We start from the raw sequence: 17,841 nt of genomic DNA on the forward strand, positions 1-17,841 counted from the left end.
TTTACACTCCTGGTACGTAGACGGGGACCAGTCCCATGCCGACGAGCCACGCCAGCAGGATCATCGGCAGGACAAAGTAGATGATGAGCGGGATGAACATCTTGGTCGGGTTGGCTTCCGCCATCGCGGCCGAGAGGTAGATCGGCGCGCCCACGGGTGGCGACGCCCCCTCCGTCGAGGTGCACAGCAGGGTGACGACGATCGCTACCGTCGGGTCGATGCCTACCGCGGTGAGCGCCGCGACTGCCGGGGCGCCGATGGCGGCTGCCGTCGCGGTGGAGGACAGCGGGGTTGCCACGATGACGGCGAGCACGCCGACGACGAGGATCATGACCCACTTCGGCAGGTCCATCGCCCCGAGTGTGTTGGAGAGCTGGTCGCCCACGCCGAGTTCCTCCATGATGGACGCGGCTGCGAGCGCTGCGAACAGCGAGATGCCGACGGTGGCGAAGCTCGGCAGGTCCCGGACGATCTGTGCCCTGAACTGGGCGTTGTTGCGGCGGATGCGGCCCGCGCCCTCGATGAGGGCGATGAGCGTGATCAGCACCGGCACCCACACGATGATGGAGATGGCCTTGATGCCGTCCTCGCCGACGCCGGTGGAGTTCTTGAACCAGTTGGCCAGCGGGCCGATGGTGAGCAGCACCGGGATGATGATGCCGAGGAAGATCGACGGCGAGCGCCATCCCTGTGCCCATGCCTGACCGAATGGGACGATTTGGTCCTTGGGGGTCTTTGGGATGCGGTCCTTCTTCGTCCAGAAGAACACGACGGCGAGGCGGTAGAGCACCGCGTATGCGCCGGCGCAGGCCAGCGCCACGTACACCTGGCTTGCCGACGACGCCGCAGCCGCCGGCATCGCCAGAATGATGAACATGGTGGAGTTCGGCGGCAGCGCCACGCCCAGGCCGGAGTTACCGGCGACCAGCGTCGCTGCCCTGTTGGAGGAGAAGCCGGTCTGCTTCATCCACGGGATGGTCACGGATCCGACCGTGGCGGAGTTGCCAGCGGTCGAGCCCGCGATGAGCCCCATCATTGCCGAGGCCAGGGTGGACACGTAGCCCGCCCCGCCGCGCAGCCGACCGAAGATCGAGTTCAGGATGGTAATCAGCCTGTCAATCAAGCCCGTCGACTGCACAATGATCCCCATGAACACGAACGCCATACCAGCGAACGTGACCTCCGAGGAGACGGCCTTTTTAATTCCCAGCCATAGCAGCTCTGGCGCCCTCGTTCCGCCGACGAGCGCCACGCCGACCAGGCCGATCAGCAGCGCTTCTGCAATATTGCGCTTTAGCAAAACATTGAACACAACCGTGATCGCGATGAACACTATCAACGCAACGATGCCCATGTTCACTCCCTTCAACTCCAATTAGTGACGCGGCACACATTACGCGCTGCATGTTGCTGTAGCTACAAAATCCAACTAATTATCGACGCCACCCCTCCCCCACCAACGCAAAAACCCGGGCGGGTGCGTTGCTGCACCCGCCCGGGTTTGACCCCCAGTAGCGGTTATTTTTACTTCGCCGGCACGTTCACTTCTGCCAGGTCGGTGCCGTCCGGGTTATCGATGCTGACTTCCCACTGCAGTACGCCGTTGTCTTCGTCGAGTTCGGCGGAGTCGAGGATGCCGTCGTGCTGGTTCAGCGCATCCTTGATGGCGTCCTCGATCGCGACGGTGGCCTGTCCGGCCTTGGCTACGTCCTCAGCGTCCTGCTCGGACTCCTTTTCCATCACGTGGTTGCCGTCGACAAGCAGTTCAACGATCTTGTCCTCTGCCGCGACCTTGACCTCGAAGGCGTTGGTGTTGTCCTCGCGGTCGATGGAGATGACGGTGCCGAATGGGCGCGCGGCCTCGATTGCCTCGTACGCGGCGTCGTTGGTGGCCTCGCCCGCGCTTTCCGACGCCGCAGCCGTGGTCGTCGTCGCCACCGTGGTCTCCGGAGCCTCCGTCACGGTCTTCGTTGCTGGCGCCTCAGTGCCGCCGTTCGAGCAGCCAGCGAGCAGTGCCGCCGCGGCCAAGACTGTCAGTGTGCGTTTCATGATTGCTCCTTCGTTCGGGTTCAGAAAGCCCCCACACTACCTGTTTTGGAGGTAGAGTGTCGCACAACAAAGGTTCACAAACGCGGAGGAAATTCACCATGACCGATGTGGAAAAGATTGAGCGCGACACGCTTCTACCTGCATATTTCGGCGAGTTCGGCGGGCAGTACGTGCCCGAGCCGCTCTACCCGGTACTCGATCAGCTCGAGCGCGCGTTCGTGGACGCCCGCGAGGACAAAGAGTTTCTCGACGAGCTTTCGCGCCTCCAAGCGAAGTTCCTCGGCCGACCGACTCCGGTCTACGAGTGTGCCAACCTGCCGAGGGTTGGGTCGTCGAAAATTTTCCTGAAGCGTGAGGACCTCGCGCACGGCGGCGCCCACAAGGGCAACCAGGTGCTGGCGCAGGCGCTGATCGCGAAGCGGCTGGGCAAGAACCGCCTCATCGCAGAGACCGGCGCCGGCCAGCACGGCACCGCCACCGCCATGGTCGCAGCACTCATGGGCATGGAGTGCACGATTTACATGGGTGCGCAGGACGTTGCCCGCCAGCAGCCGAACGTGCGTCGCATGCGCCTGATGGGCGCCACAGTCATCCCTGTAACGAACGACGCCGGCGGTTCCATGTCCAACGCCATCGACATCGCCCTGCAGGACTGGGTCGAGCACATCGACTCCACCCACTACGTCCTCGGCTCCGCCTGCGGCCCCCACCCATTCCCGACCCTGGTCAAGGAGTTCCAGGCCGTCATCTCCCGCGAGTCCCGCCAGCAGATGCTCGAGGACACCGGCCGACTCCCCGACGCCGTCATCGCTGCCGTCGGCGGCGGCTCCAACGCCATCGGTGCCTTCGCCGAATACCTCAAGGACGAGCCCGGCAACGCCGACGTCAAACTCATCGGCGTCGAACCCGCCGGCGAAGGCCTGGACACCGACCGCCACGGCGCACCGCTCAACCACGGCAAGCTGGGCATCCTGCACGGCTCCCGCTCCTACATCGTCACAGGTCAGGACGGTGAAGTGTTGCCTGAGTCCTTCTCCGTCTCCGCCGGCCTGGACTACCCAGGCGTCGGCCCCGAGCACGCCTACCTCCGCGAGATCGGCCGCGCCCAATACGTCGCCGTCACCGACGAAGACGCCCTCCAGGCCTTCCGCCTGCTCTCCCGCTACGAGGGCATCATCCCCGCCCTCGAGTCCTCCCACGCCCTGGCCTACGCCCTGAAGCTCGCCGAAGTCGCCGACGCCGACGGCCACGAACTCAACCTCCTGGTTAACCTCTCCGGCCGCGGCGACAAGGACCTCGACTACGTCTACAACATCCTCGGCGACCAACTCTTCGACGACCCCGAGCAAGCCCCCATCGGCGACCTCCACATCAGCGAAGTCCTCGCCTCCATGACCAGCTCCTCCAACGAACGCGAGGCCGGCCACACCGTCGCCCACTAGTTTTGGGTTCTTGAGGGCCCCTTCGCTCCTAGCGTGGGGGCCTTTTTCTTTGCTTTTGGCGCGCCTGTGAGTTGCCTGTGCGTTCCCCGTGCACCACATTCCCTTTGGACGTTGCGGCGACCTGGGCTTTTCCGCCCGCCCTCTCCCGAAACCCTGGAATTTGGTGCGCACTCCCTCCAGCTCGACACCAGATTCCCTCTTGGCGTTGCGGCGAACTGGGCTTTTATCAAGGCCCCCTCCCGAAATCCCGGAATTTGGTGCGCGCCTCCTCACAGCAGTGCCAAAGGACGCAATTCCATCTGCCAGATCCGGCAAAAGCCCAGGTCGCGAAAAGTTGGTTGCGTCCTTTGGCACTCACTCGGTTGGGGGGACACCACATTCCCTCCCGCCCAACCTGCGACCTGGTCTTTTGCCCAGGCGCCCTCCCGAAATCCTGGAATCTGGTGCGCCCTCCCTCACCAACGCAAAAACCCGCACCCCGGCCATAAAGACCAAGGGGTGCGGGCTCAAACCCATTTGCAATTATGCCCGTGGAAGGACTGCGAGCGGTAGCACGTCGATGCCGGTGGCAACGCCGTTGTTCTCGTCGCGGAACCACGTGCGGATTTGGTTGATCAACTGCATCATGTGGGTCCCTCCTTTCAAAGTGTGAAGGTTGTTAACCTTCTGTTCACGTTGAGGTAACTCTAGGGCCACAAAATTAGTTTGTCAACACCCACTATTGGCGTGTCGCAGGTATTTCTGGAACGAGTCCCGGTGGCCAGCACACTCATTTCCCCAGGCTTGAGGCAAAGGGCAACAACTCGTCTATAGTGGGATATGACATGAAGCCACCCAACGCCTCCATGTCAGCGTAAAGGCGAAGCCCCTCACCCGCCGGCAAGCAAAGTGAAGGGCTTCGTGAGACTAGTTAGTTGGCCAACCGGTCAGCTCGCGGACAACATCCGCGAGCAGTTTGGCCACTAACGCCACAAAGGTCCGGATCGTAATCGCACCGATTGCTATCCGGACCTTCCCCTTTTCCGGCTTATCGCCGACACCAGGTTTAGGCATCTCGTCTCACCCCCTTTCCCACGGAGAGGTGGCCCCAACTAGCCAGGGCAAGCCTGGATCCACCACACCAGCGGTGGAGACTCGCACCGCTAGAAAAGGGAGCGCTTCGATAAAGCGCTATTCCAAAGCTTACACAGCCGCTTTCCCGATTCTCGCCCACGGCTGAACCGCAGAAATACCCCGATCCATTCAAAGCGTGGGATTAGAAGCGTGCGATGCAGGTCGCACATTCGCACTGGCCAAGGATGATTTCTGGCGACCAGCGTCGCACTCCTTTAACACCTCGACCGGAATGAAAACCAACGAAAACCAACGAAAACACCGAAACGAAAACAACCCGAAAAACCTACAGGAACGGGTACGGGTCCCACCCGGTGAAGTATTCGATCCGTTCGCGCGCGATCAACAAAATGGCGGCCACCACGGCCACGAGCACAACGGCCAAAAAGGCCCACCCAACGAAACGCCGCACTCCGCTCGCCGCCGTGCCGTCTTCGTCCGGGGAGAGGAAGTGGATGGCCATGGAGAACAGAGTCGGCAGTCCGGCGCCGAGGAGCATGCCTACGCCGAGGACCATGAGTAGTGATTTCAGCATTGGTGTCTCCTATTTGCCCAGGTGGTGGTTGAGTCCGTGGGTGGTGTCGACGATGTGCGCGGGCCCGGTCGGTCCGGTTTGGGGGCCTTCGGGGCCGTCGATTGGGTCCCAGTCGTCGTTGACGTTGTCGCGGTGCACAGGCTGCAGTTGCGCGCGGTAGAACATGTAGCCGCCGCCAATTGCGAGGATGACGGTGAGGAGGATGCCTCCCCAGACGAGGTCGCCTCCAATTGTCGACGCCCACTTCGCCACCCACCACGTGACGAAGGAGATGGCTGCCGCGATCGGCAGTGTGGTGATCCAGGCGAGTGCCATCCTTCCGGCGACTCCCCAGCGCACTTCACCTTTCGGGCCCGTCAGGCCTGAGCCCATGATGGATCCGGTGGCGACGTGGGTCGTCGATAGTGCCATGCCGAGGTGGGAGGAGGTCAGGATGATTGCCGCGGACGATGTTTCGGCAGCGAGACCTTGTGGCGGGTGGATTTCGACGAGCCCTTTGCCCAGTGTGCGGATGACGCGGAACCCGCCCGAGTAGGTGCCGATGGCGATTGCCAGGGCGCACGCTGCTTGGATCCAGAAGGGCATGGTGTGGTCGGCGTCGAATTGCCCGGCGGCGACCATGGCGAGGAAGATGACGCCCATGGTTTTTTGGGCGTCGGATGTGCCGTGCGCGAGCGCGACGAGCGACGCGGTGCCGACCTGCCCCCAGCGGAAGTAGGTGTCGCGGTGCTCGTGTTCGGCGTTGGCGGTGAGTCGGTAGACCAGCCACGTCGCGACGGCCGCGATGATCCCCGCAACGAACGGCGCGAACACGGCCGGCAGGATGATTTTGTCCAGGACGCCTTCCCAGACGACGCCTCCCCAGCCAATCGCCGCGATCGCCGCGCCGATCAGCCCGCCGAACAGCGCATGCGAGGACGATGATGGAATCCCGTATAGCCACGTGAACAGGTTCCACATGATAGCGCCGGTCAGCCCGGCGAACACCACGAGCAGCAGCTTCTCGGATTCGATGGTGTTGGACAGATCGAACCCGTCCAACTTCACGATGCCACTCGCCACCGTCTTCGCCACCGCCACTGACAGGAACGCACCTATTAAATTAAGGACGCCCGCGAGCGCCACCGCCGTTTTCGGCTTGAGCGCCCCCGTCGCGATGGATGTGGCCATCGCGTTCGCCGTGTCGTGAAAACCGTTCGTGAAGTCGAAGAACAGTGCCACAGCGATAATCAGAATCAGAAGGATAGTGATACTCACAACCTGGCATTATTCTCCTCCCCCGCCGGGAATGAAACTCTTTTCCACTTTTTACCTATTGTTCACCTTCCACCAGGCCTTTTCCCAGCGCGTCCGCCGGTTGTTCACCTTCTGGGGGCTGGCGTGGGGGTGTGTTCGTGTTAGAGTCTGTGCCAATGAGGACACGCCGAGGTTGGGGAGGTGTACCGTGAACGATTCCGCTGCGTACGTTCCGTTTCCGACGTTTGCTGAGTGGTCCGACCAGGCGAATGGGCATGGGGCGTTTGAGCGACTTGCTGCCGAGTTTCGACGTTTCGGGGCGGAGCAGCGTGCTCGCTATTCGCGTGAGTCGACGCGCTTTGCTGCCGTCGATACGAATGCGATTGAGGGGGTGTTTCGTTCGGATCGTGGTTTTACGTATTTCGTGGCGAAGCAGGCGCATGGTTGGGAATCGGCGATGGAGGAGCGCGGTGTCCATGTGCGGCCGTCGTTTGAAGCGGCGATGGACGGCTACAACTTGGCGCTTGATGTGGCTACGGGCCGCTGGCCGTTGACGGAGGCGTTGATCCGTCGCCTGCACGAAACGATCATGGCGAGCCAGGACGAGTATGAGGTCAGGGTGCTGATTGCTGGTGAGGTTCGTCGACAGAAGCAGCCGCTGCAGCGTGGCGTGTATAAGTCGCAGCAGAATTCCCCGGTGCGTCCGGATGGTTCGCAGCACGTGTATGCGTCGCCGGAGGAGACGCCGAGTGAGATGCGTCGCCTGGTGGAGCAGTGCCGTTTGGATGAGTTTGTGGCGGCGCATCCGGTGGTGCAGGCGTCGTATGTGCATTATGCGTTTGTATGCGTGCACCCGTTTGCTGATGGCAATGGGCGTGTGGCGCGGGCGTTGGCGTCGGTGTTTTTGTACCGGGATCCCGGCATCCCCCTCGTCATTTTCGACGACCAAAAGCACCACTACTACGACGCCCTCGAGAGCGCCGATGCGGGTGTGTTCCGCCCGTTCATTGACTTCATTGAGCAGCGAGCGATCGACACGATGAACGTCGCGATGCTCGAACTCGGCGGCACGGACGACGTCGATTCCGCCCTCGCCGACCTCGGCGATGCCCCCGCGCTCCGCCTCGCGGACACGGTGTTCACGGAGCTCGAGCGCCAGTTCGGTGCACTCCAGCACCACCCACTTTTCGACGCCACCATCGCCCGCACCTGCACCACCCCAACCTGCACCGACGCTGACGGCTTTTCCTTCTCCCTCACGCCGACCTCATCTTCCGGCTCCCAAGTGACCGCGAACTTCAGTGTGTTCGCCGACCCGCAGGCTACCGATCGTCCCGAATACATCGTGACTTGTACGTATGCGCAGCCATCTGGCCGTCCTGGTCCACGGAACCTGGAAGTGTTCCGTCGCGAGCTCACCCCGGACATCAGCCTGAGCCTGACTACCCGCATCCGCGCCTGGTCGGCAGCAGTACTCGCCGACGCGGTGCGGGCGTTCAAGGGGTAGCTCACCCCTGTTCACTCACCACTGTTAGCTCACCCCGGCAACCCCACAAACAGGAACGGCACGACCGAGACCAAGCGCGACAGTCCCGATCTGGTTCTCCGGGCGGCACGCTCCCTGTGCACTCAAAGCGTTCGATTCGAAGCGTGCGATGCAGGTCGCGCTTTCTCACCCAGCCCGGCCGATTTTCGCCGACCAGCGTCGCACTCCATTAAGCCCACGCTTTTAACCCGGCTCGAGAGGGCGCCAGAAACGCAAGTGCAACGAAGGGAGCTTCCTGAACGTTAGCTGTGCACCACAATCCAGCACGAGACAGCGGCGACCTGGGGAAACACAAACGAGGCAAACAGAAAACCCGGATTTTGGTGCGCCCGCCGCCCAACCGAACACGAAAAAACTCCCCTACCAGCAACCTGGAGGGGAGTGAGCGATGTGCTTTTAGAACTTCAGCAGGCCAACCTGCTTCGCGCCGAAGGCCATTGCGCCCAGGCCGGTTGCAGCAAGGGCGATCCAGGTGAGGATCCAGCCTGCCTGGGTAGCCTTATTGGCTTCCTCAGCCGAGGAGCCCGCCTCGATTGAGCCGTAAGCCATTTTGCCCACTGGCGCGGTGTCTGGAGCAGCGCCTGTCCCCTTGGTGGCCCAAATGCGGATGAGTTCACCGGCTTCATATGCAGGGTCGTGTTCTTCAGCCTGTGCTGGCGCTGCGGCGAGGGACATGGCGGTTGCGGCAGCCAGGGTTGCTGCGGTGATGCGCTTCATTGTGTTCTCCTAATTGGTGTCGTGAATTACTTGTGGGCAGTTTGTGGGTTTAGCGTGGCAGCGGGATGGTGCCGGCTGGGAGGACACCCGCAGCCTGTGCAACCAGGCCGATGATGCCCAGGCCACTTGCGGCGACCGTTGCCCACAGCACGAACCAGCCGAACTGAGTCCAGTTGTAGGCGTCCTCAACGCTCGAGCCCGCGTTCGTCGAGCCGTTGATCGTTTTTAGGGACGATGCAATTGCGCCTTCAGTGTCTGGGACGAAAATCTCAGCGTTTGCTGGCGCAGCGGAGACGCCTCCGGCGATGGACGCAGCCGCAATTGCAACAGCGATGGTGCGCTTTACGTTCATGGGAACTCCTCAGTGAAATAAAGGGGAATTGACAGTTCGCCTTTATTCAAGCCCCTCCCCCCCCTCATCATTTGTCAAGTTTCGGCCGGTCAGCGGCCGAGTCCAAAGATCCCCGCTTACCCCACACGCGCGCGCAAAATACCACACGACCAACCATCCATTGGCGTGACTTATCTCATATGGTTAGTTTCCGAATAAAAACATATTTTACCTATATCAAACTTAAGATGGATAAATATATGACACACCGCTAAGGAGATTCTTATGGCATGGATTTTACTTGCCGAACTTGCGGTAATGCTGGCGTGCATCTGGTTGGGTTCACGGCACGGTGGCATCGCCCTCGGCTTCTGGGGAGGTATCGGCCTTCTCATTCTGACGTTTGTTTTTCGAGAGACACCGGCAAAGCCGCCTGTGGACGTGATGCTGATCATCCTGGCAGTCACGTGCGCGACGGCGACGATGCAGGCTGCTGGTGGTATTGATTTCTTCGTCCGGATGGCGGAGAAGATCATTAAGCGCTACCCGGAGCGCATCACGTTTATTGCTCCGATGGTGGCGTATATTTTCACGTTTGCTGCTGGTACCGGTCATATTTTGTACCCACTGTTGCCGGTTATTCACGATACGGCGCTTCGTAACGGTATCCGCCCCGAGCGCCCGATTTCGGTCAGTGTTGTTGCAAGTTTGCAGGGCATCACTGCTTCCCCTGTGTCGGCTGCGATGGCTGCGTTCATCGTGGTGGTTGAGGGCGCTGGCTATTCGCTTCCGAAGATCATGTTGATTGCGGTGCCGGCGACGATCGTCGGTGTGCTGGTCGCGTCGCTTGTGATGTTGCGGTACGGCAAGGAGTTGGAGGATGATCCGGAGTTCCAGCGCCGTGTGGCGGCTGGTGAAGTCGAGGACATTCCGCTTCTTGTGAAGGCGCAGCGTAAGGCAAAGCGGGAGAAGATCTCGGTTGAGCAGGCGAAGGATCAGATTGTGGCTTCGTCCAAGGGTTCCGTGGCGTTGCTCGAGGAGACGGAGGGGGCGTCGGCAAGTATTGGTGCGGACGGCCGCCTCGAGGAGGACGTCACCGCTGAGAAGAATGGTGCACGGCCGGGCTCCCCGCGGATCACTGCTGCGATCTTCCTGGTAACAGTCGTGCTTGTCGTACTCTTTGGCGCAATTCCAGAGCTTCGTCCTCCAGGGGAAGAAGGAAAGCCGTTGAGTATTGCGGTGCTGTTGCAGATTCTGATGCTGTCGGCGGCAGCGATCATGGTTGCGGTGACGCACGTGAAGGTCGGCGCGGTTGCTACCTCTTCGATTGCGAAGACCGGTTTGATCGCGATTGTGGGTATTTTCGGCCTCGCGTGGCTGGGCCTCACAGTTATTGAGGCGAATGAAGAGTTCATCGTCGGCGGCCTGGAGGGGCTTGTTTCGCAGTACCCGTGGATGTTCGCTATTGCCCTGTTTGCGTGCTCGATTGTGTTGTTCTCGCAGGCGTCGACAACGCGCACGCTGATGCCGCTTGGTCTTTCCCTTGGGCTCGCGCCGGGTTTGTTGGCTGGTATGTGGCCGGCCGTCAACGGCGCATTCTTCCTGCCGACGTACGGCACCATCGTTGCGGCGATCAACTTCGACCGTACTGGTACTACCCGCATCGGAAAATTTGTATTCAATCACTCGTTCATGCTGCCGGGCGTAGTGGCGATCGTCGCCGCTGTCGCTACAGGCATGGCACTTGGCTCCATATTTGGTTAAAAGAAAGGAATCATTATGTGCGATATGCACGAACCAACTCCCCCGAACCCTGCATTTACGCAGCATCTCGCTGCAGAGACGCAGATCGCTAAGGAGACAATGCGCTACCATGAGCCGACGGCTGAAGGTGCGCCAAAGGAGCTGTGCGATCGGCTCGAAGAACTTGTCGACGCCCACTCCGACACCATCATCGGTCTGTCTCAATATCTTCACGCGAACCCAGAAACCGCATTTGAAGAATACGGTTCGGTCAAGCGCATCGCTGAAATCCTGAAGGAACACGACCTCGATGTCGAGGTCGGCGTCTACGGAGTAGAGACCGCGTTTGAGTCCCACCTCGTCAACGGGGACGGCCCAACGATCGCGATCCTGTCCGAGTACGACGCACTCCCCGAGATCGGGCACGCTTGCGGCCACAACGTGATGGCTGCGACCGGCCTGGGCGCCTACCTTGCCCTGGCAGCACTCGTCCGCGAGAACCCGGATGCGTTCAAGGGCACCGTGAAGTACATCGGCACCCCAGCTGAGGAGGGCTCGTCGGGCAAGGAGGTCATGGCCCGCGGCGGCGCATTCAAGCCAGAGGATATGGACGCATGCATCATGGTCCACTCCTACGGCTACGACCTTGCAGACCAGGTCTGGCTTGGACGCCGCGTCCTGAACGTCACCTTCCATGGCGTTGCCGCCCACGCTTCCTCGCAGCCGTTCATGGGCCGGAATGCCCTTGACGCTGCAGCAATGACGTACCAGGGCCTTGCGGTGCTGCGTCAGCAAGTCCCTCCGTCAGATAGGATCCACGCGATCATCACGAAGGGCGGCACCCGCCAATCCATCATTACTGAGGAAGCGGAGATGAAGTTCTACGTCCGCTCCAAGTACCCAGACACGCTGAAGGACCTTTCGCGACGCGTCGAAAACGTCGTGAAGGGCGCTGCGCAGATGACCGATTGTGGCGTCGACATCGAATGGGACTACAGCCCTGCAACCCTCGGTGTTCGCGCGAACGACCAGCTGGTCTCCCGCTGGGTCGAGGCACAGCGTCGCCGTGGCCGCGAGCCACTGCCTCGTGGCGTCGTGTCCGAGATCCTGGCCGCATCGACGGACTTCGGCAACGTCTCGTACCGAGTCCCGGGCATCCACCCGCTGATCAAGGTCGCGAACGAGGATCAGGCTCTGCACACCCGCGAGTTCGAGGAATCCGTCGGCACCGAAAAGGGTGACCGCGGTGCAGTCGACGGCGCATACGGGCTGGCTCAAGTCGCGCTGGACTTCCTGACCGATGCTGACCTGCGCAAGGCAGTGAAGGACGAATTCGAAGCTGCCGGCGGCTCCATCGACGTCGAGCACTACTTCGACTAATAGCCAGAGCTTCGAAGGGCGACACCCAAGGGATTGGGTGTCGCCCTTCGCGATTTCTCCCCTGCTCACTCCGCGTACGTATCGCGGAAAAGGCGAATCCTCCACGGAGCGCAAACGCTCCATCAGAATAAGTGAGGGTGTTATTCGACAGACATGCAACCGGGCGTGAGATCGGCGCATGTACTTATGGTGGCGCGTGGATAGAAGCGGACATTTACTTCTGGAACACCCAAATACTGCTCATTACAGGTTGTACTTTTGGCGTCGTTTGATGAATGCCGCCTCACCTCCGTCCAGGATGTCTACGACGTGTTCCCGAATACCGGCTCGATCGAGTTCGACCGTCGCTAACAGCACTGCGCTGGGCTTAAGAAGTAGGTTCAGCTGGACTCACGGCATAAAGCGCCGCGTGAGCTGCCGATGCTATGGGGACTTCTACTCCAAGCGCAGCAAGCGCCTCATCCCGCACTGTGCTTGTGTGACCACTCAAGTCTAAAGCGGTAAACGCAAAATCGTGGCCATGAATACGAAAATGTTGATGCCGGTCAAAAGCTGCTGTCGGTGCGCCCAGAGTTGCATAAACCATCGCGCCTGCGACCGGCCGGATTTTTCCGTCTCAGCAAGTACTGCTGCGTGTGCAAGTACGTAAGACTGGATTTGATAGAGGTGCTCAGGCTTGACTCGTTATCAGGTCTGATCAGCTCCTCGACATGTGGAACTGCGATGATTCACTGAGGTCCCGTCTATTGGTGCATTCAGTCGGCGCACGGCGGGTGTCACCGGTCGGTCCGCTCCGCCGAAATCTCCAAACTCGTGGAGGAGGCGGTGCTGGCAACGTTCGAGCAGATCCTCCTGAACCCTACCACACGCCAAGCAACCGGCGGTGACTTGACTGCGCGGGTCGGGCGTGCTGCGACGCTCGACGCGGACCGAGAGCGCCTAGCGCAACTCAACGATGACCATTACAACGGGCTCATCGATAAGGTCATGTGGGTGCAGCAACGCGCGCGAGTCGCGGAACGGATCGAAGCCACCCCGCGCCCAACTCGCACCGTGTGGCGCGAGACGCCAAGAACCAGGTCGCCATGCTCCGCGCCGAGGCCGACGAACTCTGCAATCTCCCAGTGAACGAGGTTGTACGCCTGCTCGAGGCCAAACGTGCCGATCAAGAGCAACAGCGACGGCAAGTGGCGAAGCGGGAGCGGCAGATCAGAGATCCGTTCGAGTACGGTCGGCACCGAAGCGACCCGCGGCGCGACGGGCCGACACAGGGCCTGTAGGTCGGCTGTCGACAGCCGGCACGCTCTCAGAAGCTAGGGTGTGGGCCCTGGAGTTCGGATATACTAACGAAGGAGAGCGAGCTTCTCTCCGAGAACGAGTTCAAAGGAGAAGGACATGGCCGTTTTTTACTCTTTCCACTACGACCGAGATGTTCATCGAGTGCAACTCATCGAACAGATGGGAGCACTCGAAGGACAACCCATCCTTAATCATCAAGAATGGGAGACTGTCAAGAGCGGTGGCGACAATGCCATCAAAGAATGGATCTCTGACAAGATGAAGTGGAAGTCAGCCGTCATCGTTCTTGTCGGCAAAGAAACTGCGTCGCGTGAATGGGTCCGCTATGAGATCCAGAAGGCATGGGATGACAAGAAGCCTCTTCTCGGTATTCGGATCCATGGCCTGTCCTCAATGGGAAGTGTCGATTCATCGGGCCCCAACCCTTTTGACAGAGTCTCAGGCGTCTCAGGAGTTCCGATCTTTGATCCGACACAGACCGACTGGACAGGGAAGATCGATTCCAAAGCCACCTACAACTACTTGAAGGATCATTTGACGACATGGGCAACGCAGGGCAAGACTCGTCTGTGACGGCTGAACCCAGTTGCCCGTTTTGCACAATTGTGCAACGGAACGATCCTGATGCGCGCGAGGTGTATCGGGACGATCGGGCAGTGGCATTCTTTCCCACGGAACCAGCCGTACTGGGCCACACCATGATCGTCCCGCGCGCGCATGTCCCGTTTATTTGGGAGTTGCGCGACGACGACGCCGAGCACATCGGTCTACTAATCTCGCGCATGTCACGGGTAATCGTGGAAGCCATCGGGGCCGAAGGGCTTAACGTTATTCAGTCGAACGGCGAAGTCGCCACGCAGAGTGTCAACCACGTTCACGTCCACCTCGTCCCGAGATGGAAGGACGATGCTATCGGACGCATCTGGCCTCCGGAGACTCACTACTCTGAACACGCGAAAGATGAAACTTGGGACGCGCTCCGCGACGCTTGCAGAAAGCTTCGGCCGTGACGGAGCGAGACGGGCCGAAGACCAGGGCCACGAGCGAAACCGTTTGGCTAAAGCACCTTGACTATGTTCAAAGCGTCGTTTCTCGGATGGCCCACTCCTCGACGCAGGCGAAGAGCTGGCTCCTGCCTGTGGTCACCGCGACATTCGGATACGCGCTTACCCAACGATCAGAAACTGTGGCAATACTTGGAATCGCAGCCATTCTACTCTTCGGCTACATGGATGCGAGTTACCTGCGGCAAGAGCGAGCGTATAGGCGACTTTACAATGCCGTCGTTGCGGGAAAAAGAGTTCCCGAACTCTCGCTCGACCCGCATGATATCGACCGAAATATCCCAGACGCGGATGGCGATCCATCATCGCAGGACAAGGATGACAATGGGCTAGGATTCTGGAAGAATTTGTGGATAGCCTTCTGCGGTTGGTTCTTCTTTGATCCTAGAGTCTGGTTCTCGTGGTCGATCTTCCCCTTCTACGGCGGGTTCCTCGCCGTGGGAATCGCGGTTCTTTGGTATGCAGCCACCCACTGAGCCAAACGGCCCGTACTGAACGACGCGTCAACGTGACCTAACCAGATTTGCGCTTCCTCAAAACGAGTTTAGCGTTTCACGACGCCGCGACAGGTGGCCTGAGCCACCATGTGCGACCATCGGTGAGGATGCCGTCGTAGCGAGACTTATCTTGGGTCATTCGAGTCTTGGCATAGCCCTGGAGGCATAGCCCTGGAGCTGTAGTCACCCGTGAGGTTTATACTCGAGAACTCTAACCTTTGGTCTGGCGGGGCACGTAATTTGGCGTAGCCTTTCATCATCGGCATAGTTCTCGGCAACTTGCGTGATGATGTCCCGCGAGGCTGCAGAGACCCCATCTCCTAGAGAGCCCGTAGCACTGTAAGCACGAGCGCTCGATGGGTGGCACACCTTGTTCTCTGAATGAAGCGATGGAGTTTCCGTAGTTGGAAAGACCTTTTCAGCGGCTTCTCTGCCTCTACTCCACAAGTGCCAGGACCCAGTCTATCCAGCTAGCGACAGATTGCGCGCGTCGAGTGATGGTGGATTCTTCGATGCAGATATTGTGTTGGCGCATTTCGTCCGTGATGATGTCGATGCTAGGAACACAACCCGTGGTGAGCGCCGTTCGTAAGAGGGTGTTGAAGATGTGGTGCTGGCTGAGGAGACGGACGTAGGCGAGTTGGCGTTGTTTGTATCCGAAGTTGAGGATGTTGCTGCCTTGTTCGTTGAGAGCGTACTTCCCGGGCCCGACCCTATCGACGACCCCAAGGTAGCGTGCCGCCGCGGTGTAGTAGGCGGTTTGTCGGACGACGAGGCCCATGAAGTTGGTGACTTCTGAGGAAGTGGCTTCGTAGTCGGGTTGGTTGGAGAGGAATTCAACAAGGGAAAGAACGCGGTCGAAGCGGTCAGCTTGGATGAATGGGATGTCGGAGCTGCCTTGGGTGTCGTATGCGGTGACTGCGGTCCCACGTACCACGGACAGTAGGTCTTCGACGGTGATGCCTTGGTCTTCAAAGCTGTAGGCCTTGCGTTTTATCAGTTTAATTGAAGAGAAATTCTCAGGGTCGGTGAAGGTGTATTCGTACAAGTGGTAGGTCAGGTTAGTGAATTGAGAGAAGACGAGTCGGATTGGTTTGTGTACGCGGGACTTGTAACGGCGGTATGGGAAGTAGAGCTGTCGGACGTTGAAGTCGTCGTTAATGACGTTCTTGGCTTCCATGATCACCACGGAGCCTGGGGATTCGAATCCACCGTCGATCTCAAGTTGTGCTTTGTTCACGTTGATACGAACCTGCTTGTTCAAGGCCTGCTCGAGAGGTGAACTCTCCCCAAGAGTCGTGGGGCTGTGCAGATTCACGCGAAAGTCGAATTTACCAGTGCCCATTCGTCCGTTGAAAGTCTCGATGAGGGCGCCCTGTTCTTCGCCGAGGAAGTCGTTGAGGGCGCCTGAGACGACGAGCGCGTTAATAGCGTTAGATTCGCTGGTGAGGTTGTCGATTCGTAGGGTTTCGAGCTCTGGCAGCGGGATGGCTGTGGGCGTGCGGTCGCTGCTTTCTGGGAATTCCTGGTAGAGGTTGAACTTACCGATGACGTATGAGCTCCGGCTCGTGGGTAGGACGTTGAGTTTCTTCTCTTTCAGCGGAGCTGCGACGGATTCGGAAGTGTCGAATTTCGTCATGAGGCGCGGTTCGCGGAATTCTTTAATCGCGGCTGCAGTGATGTGGTAGAGTCCTTCGGTCTCGACGGTTTCCTCAATGGGATACTTTTCCAGCAGTGCGTTCCACGCCGTGTTTGTTTTGCTTTCTGTACTAGCCACGAATGAGTACCTCCGTAATTGAACCGCGTTTGGCTGCGTTAGAATTGACCGCACGGCGAGCGCTCACCGAGCGAATTTCAAAGTCTTTGTAGAGCTCTCGAATCGCTTCGCAGTCACTGTTGGACTGTAGAAATGCGATTCCTTGCTCTCGCAGTTTAAGGCACTCGTCACGCAACGTGACCTGATCTTGGTAACCAAACCCCTCTTGGGTGTACCCAGTAAAGGAGGAGGTTTGGCTTAGCGGCATGTATGGCGGGTCCAGATACACGAAACTGTCCTTTGGCAGGTTTACGAGGCAGTCTTTGTAATCGCCGCAACGCATATCGACCTCCGCTTCGTTCAGATATTCCTCTAGCGCCAAAATCTGCTCGCGGTTGACGATGTTCGGGTTCTTATATTTCCCATACGGCACATTGAGCTGGCCTGCGGAGTTCACGCGAAAGAGTCCGTTGAAGCAGGTTTTATTCAGGTAAAGGATGCGGGCGGCTCGCTGGACGTCACTAAGCTCGCGGTATTTTTCACTCCGGTCGAGTGCGCGCACGGAGTAGTAGTACTCGCTGCCTTGCTCGGCGTTGCGTTGGGCGTGTTCTTCTAGTGTTTCTATGAGCTCTGATGCTGACTCCTTCACACACTTGTACACGTTGATGAGCTCTGCATTCGAGTCATTTACACGTGCTTTCGCGGGCTGCTCGTGCAGCAGCACGGCGGCTCCCCCGAGGAACGGTTCGACGTATAGCGAGTAGCTGTCCGGCACATGCTTCGCTATCTCCGGCAGCAGTTGCCGCTTGCCGCCGACCCACTTCAAAATTGGGGCCAAAGGTCGTTGCGCCTGTGTCATGTAGGGCTCCTTGAGGTCGCGTGTGAGTAATCCAGGTGCAGTCTACTCAAGGCCGAGGACAAAACTTTCCGACGCCCCTTTGCCGCAGCTCAGGAAGCTTCAACCTTGACCGATTTGGTGCTTGTATCTACGGACATGACGCCACGACCGATGCCGACACACGCGGCGGGCGGGTCTACGGTCACAGTGACGACATGGACGCCCTCGGTGACTGGGGCGCGGCGCGGTAAGCCGCGAACAGGCGACCGCCGACGACACGTCTAAGCCCGAGCGG

Annotated in this window: 17 protein-coding genes; 7 read left to right on the top strand and 10 right to left on the bottom strand. The window is 59.5% G+C overall.

Annotated elements, in window-relative coordinates; genetic code table 11:
• Position 1: 1 nt before the first annotated feature.
• Together KBX13_RS09205 and KBX13_RS09210 are read right to left on the bottom strand one after the other, a co-directional pair.
• Positions 2-1,354, bottom strand: coding sequence for a TRAP transporter large permease subunit (locus tag KBX13_RS09205; protein WP_256021857.1), 1,353 nt, complete (start codon positions 1,352-1,354; stop codon positions 2-4).
• 170 nt (positions 1,355-1,524) lie between these two features.
• Positions 1,525-2,049 carry a PepSY domain-containing protein gene (locus tag KBX13_RS09210; RefSeq protein WP_083290905.1) on the bottom strand — a complete coding sequence of 175 codons (525 nt, stop codon included), beginning with the start codon at positions 2,047-2,049 and terminating at the stop codon, positions 1,525-1,527.
• 98 nt (positions 2,050-2,147) lie between these two features.
• On the opposite strand from KBX13_RS09210, the gene trpB reads away from it, so the two are divergent.
• Positions 2,148-3,491 (top strand): tryptophan synthase subunit beta, encoded by a 1,344-nt coding sequence (trpB, locus tag KBX13_RS09215; protein ID WP_256021858.1) that lies wholly within the window; start codon positions 2,148-2,150, stop codon positions 3,489-3,491.
• A 906-nt stretch (positions 3,492-4,397) separates the two neighbouring features.
• Here the strand turns inward: trpB and KBX13_RS09220 are convergent.
• The 3 genes from KBX13_RS09220 to KBX13_RS09230 all read right to left on the bottom strand — a co-directional run bounded on the left by KBX13_RS09220 (position 4,398) and on the right by KBX13_RS09230 (position 6,396).
• Complete coding sequence (locus KBX13_RS09220) at positions 4,398-4,544, bottom strand: hypothetical protein (protein ID WP_256021860.1); 147 nt, start codon at positions 4,542-4,544, stop codon at positions 4,398-4,400.
• 346 nt (positions 4,545-4,890) lie between these two features.
• Positions 4,891-5,139, bottom strand: coding sequence for a hypothetical protein (locus KBX13_RS09225; RefSeq protein WP_256021861.1), 249 nt, complete (start codon positions 5,137-5,139; stop codon positions 4,891-4,893).
• Between the two features lie 9 nt (positions 5,140-5,148).
• Positions 5,149-6,396: an inorganic phosphate transporter gene (locus tag KBX13_RS09230; RefSeq protein WP_070478690.1), complete on the bottom strand. Its 1,248-nt coding sequence runs from the start codon at positions 6,394-6,396 to the stop codon at positions 5,149-5,151.
• Between the two features lie 187 nt (positions 6,397-6,583).
• Here KBX13_RS09230 and KBX13_RS09235 point away from each other — a divergent pair, with 187 nt between their 5' ends.
• The gene (locus KBX13_RS09235; RefSeq protein WP_256021863.1) at positions 6,584-7,882 is read left to right on the top strand and encodes a Fic family protein; all 1,299 of its coding nucleotides are present in this window, start codon (positions 6,584-6,586) and stop codon (positions 7,880-7,882) included.
• A 435-nt stretch (positions 7,883-8,317) separates the two neighbouring features.
• On the opposite strand, the gene KBX13_RS09240 is transcribed toward KBX13_RS09235, so the two are convergent.
• Positions 8,318-8,638 carry a hypothetical protein gene (locus KBX13_RS09240; RefSeq protein WP_256021864.1) on the bottom strand — a complete coding sequence of 107 codons (321 nt, stop codon included), beginning with the start codon at positions 8,636-8,638 and terminating at the stop codon, positions 8,318-8,320.
• 49 nt (positions 8,639-8,687) lie between these two features.
• Positions 8,688-8,990 carry a hypothetical protein gene (locus tag KBX13_RS09245; protein WP_256021865.1) on the bottom strand — a complete coding sequence of 101 codons (303 nt, stop codon included), beginning with the start codon at positions 8,988-8,990 and terminating at the stop codon, positions 8,688-8,690.
• 264 nt (positions 8,991-9,254) lie between these two features.
• Here KBX13_RS09245 and KBX13_RS09250 point away from each other — a divergent pair, with 264 nt between their 5' ends.
• Together KBX13_RS09250 and KBX13_RS09255 are read left to right on the top strand one after the other, a co-directional pair.
• Positions 9,255-10,733, top strand: a complete 1,479-nt coding sequence (locus KBX13_RS09250) for an anaerobic C4-dicarboxylate transporter family protein (RefSeq protein ID WP_256021867.1) — start codon at positions 9,255-9,257, stop codon at positions 10,731-10,733.
• 15 nt (positions 10,734-10,748) lie between these two features.
• Positions 10,749-12,092 (top strand): M20 family metallopeptidase, encoded by a 1,344-nt coding sequence (locus tag KBX13_RS09255; RefSeq protein ID WP_256021868.1) that lies wholly within the window; start codon positions 10,749-10,751, stop codon positions 12,090-12,092.
• A gap of 962 nt (positions 12,093-13,054) precedes the next feature.
• On the opposite strand, the gene KBX13_RS09260 is transcribed toward KBX13_RS09255, so the two are convergent.
• Positions 13,055-13,330 (bottom strand): hypothetical protein, encoded by a 276-nt coding sequence (locus KBX13_RS09260; RefSeq protein ID WP_256021870.1) that lies wholly within the window; start codon positions 13,328-13,330, stop codon positions 13,055-13,057.
• Positions 13,331-13,487: 157 nt separating this feature from the next.
• On the opposite strand from KBX13_RS09260, the gene KBX13_RS09265 reads away from it, so the two are divergent.
• From KBX13_RS09265 to KBX13_RS09275, 3 genes are read left to right on the top strand one after another with little or no spacing between them, the layout of a single operon-like run.
• The gene (locus tag KBX13_RS09265) at positions 13,488-13,964 is read left to right on the top strand and encodes a TIR domain-containing protein (RefSeq protein WP_256021872.1); all 477 of its coding nucleotides are present in this window, start codon (positions 13,488-13,490) and stop codon (positions 13,962-13,964) included.
• Positions 13,934-14,401 carry an HIT family protein gene (locus KBX13_RS09270; protein WP_256021873.1) on the top strand — a complete coding sequence of 156 codons (468 nt, stop codon included), beginning with the start codon at positions 13,934-13,936 and terminating at the stop codon, positions 14,399-14,401. The genes KBX13_RS09265 and KBX13_RS09270 overlap by 31 nt, the downstream gene beginning before the upstream one ends.
• Complete coding sequence (locus KBX13_RS09275; protein ID WP_256021875.1) at positions 14,398-14,931, top strand: hypothetical protein; 534 nt, start codon at positions 14,398-14,400, stop codon at positions 14,929-14,931. The genes KBX13_RS09270 and KBX13_RS09275 overlap by 4 nt, the downstream gene beginning before the upstream one ends.
• 457 nt (positions 14,932-15,388) lie before the next feature.
• On the opposite strand, the gene KBX13_RS09280 is transcribed toward KBX13_RS09275, so the two are convergent.
• Together KBX13_RS09280 and KBX13_RS09285 are read right to left on the bottom strand one after the other, a co-directional pair.
• Positions 15,389-16,729: a hypothetical protein gene (locus KBX13_RS09280; protein ID WP_256021876.1), complete on the bottom strand. Its 1,341-nt coding sequence runs from the start codon at positions 16,727-16,729 to the stop codon at positions 15,389-15,391.
• Positions 16,722-17,567, bottom strand: coding sequence for a DNA adenine methylase (locus KBX13_RS09285; protein ID WP_256021878.1), 846 nt, complete (start codon positions 17,565-17,567; stop codon positions 16,722-16,724). The genes KBX13_RS09280 and KBX13_RS09285 overlap by 8 nt, the downstream gene beginning before the upstream one ends.
• Between the last annotated feature and the right edge of the window lie 274 nt (positions 17,568-17,841).

It is taken from the genome of Corynebacterium sp. CCUG 51687 (assembly GCF_024453995.1).
Classification (GTDB): domain Bacteria; phylum Actinomycetota; class Actinomycetes; order Mycobacteriales; family Mycobacteriaceae; genus Corynebacterium; species Corynebacterium pseudogenitalium.

Excerpts from the sequence above, each read along its gene's own strand:
- KBX13_RS09205 (WP_256021857.1), bottom strand. The coding sequence starts at position 1,354 with ATGGGCATCGTTGCGTTGATAGTGTTCATCGCGATCACGGTTGTGTTC.
- KBX13_RS09210 (WP_083290905.1), bottom strand. The coding sequence starts at position 2,049 with ATGAAACGCACACTGACAGTCTTGGCCGCGGCGGCACTGCTCGCTGGC.
- trpB (WP_256021858.1), top strand. The coding sequence starts at position 2,148 with ATGACCGATGTGGAAAAGATTGAGCGCGACACGCTTCTACCTGCATAT.
- KBX13_RS09220 (WP_256021860.1), bottom strand. The coding sequence starts at position 4,544 with ATGCCTAAACCTGGTGTCGGCGATAAGCCGGAAAAGGGGAAGGTCCGG.
- KBX13_RS09225 (WP_256021861.1), bottom strand. The coding sequence starts at position 5,139 with ATGCTGAAATCACTACTCATGGTCCTCGGCGTAGGCATGCTCCTCGGC.
- KBX13_RS09240 (WP_256021864.1), bottom strand. The coding sequence starts at position 8,638 with ATGAAGCGCATCACCGCAGCAACCCTGGCTGCCGCAACCGCCATGTCC.
- KBX13_RS09245 (WP_256021865.1), bottom strand. The coding sequence starts at position 8,990 with ATGAACGTAAAGCGCACCATCGCTGTTGCAATTGCGGCTGCGTCCATC.
- KBX13_RS09250 (WP_256021867.1), top strand. The coding sequence starts at position 9,255 with ATGGCATGGATTTTACTTGCCGAACTTGCGGTAATGCTGGCGTGCATC.
- KBX13_RS09255 (WP_256021868.1), top strand. The coding sequence starts at position 10,749 with ATGTGCGATATGCACGAACCAACTCCCCCGAACCCTGCATTTACGCAG.
- KBX13_RS09265 (WP_256021872.1), top strand. The coding sequence starts at position 13,488 with ATGGCCGTTTTTTACTCTTTCCACTACGACCGAGATGTTCATCGAGTG.
- KBX13_RS09270 (WP_256021873.1), top strand. The coding sequence starts at position 13,934 with ATGGGCAACGCAGGGCAAGACTCGTCTGTGACGGCTGAACCCAGTTGC.
- KBX13_RS09285 (WP_256021878.1), bottom strand. The coding sequence starts at position 17,567 with ATGACACAGGCGCAACGACCTTTGGCCCCAATTTTGAAGTGGGTCGGC.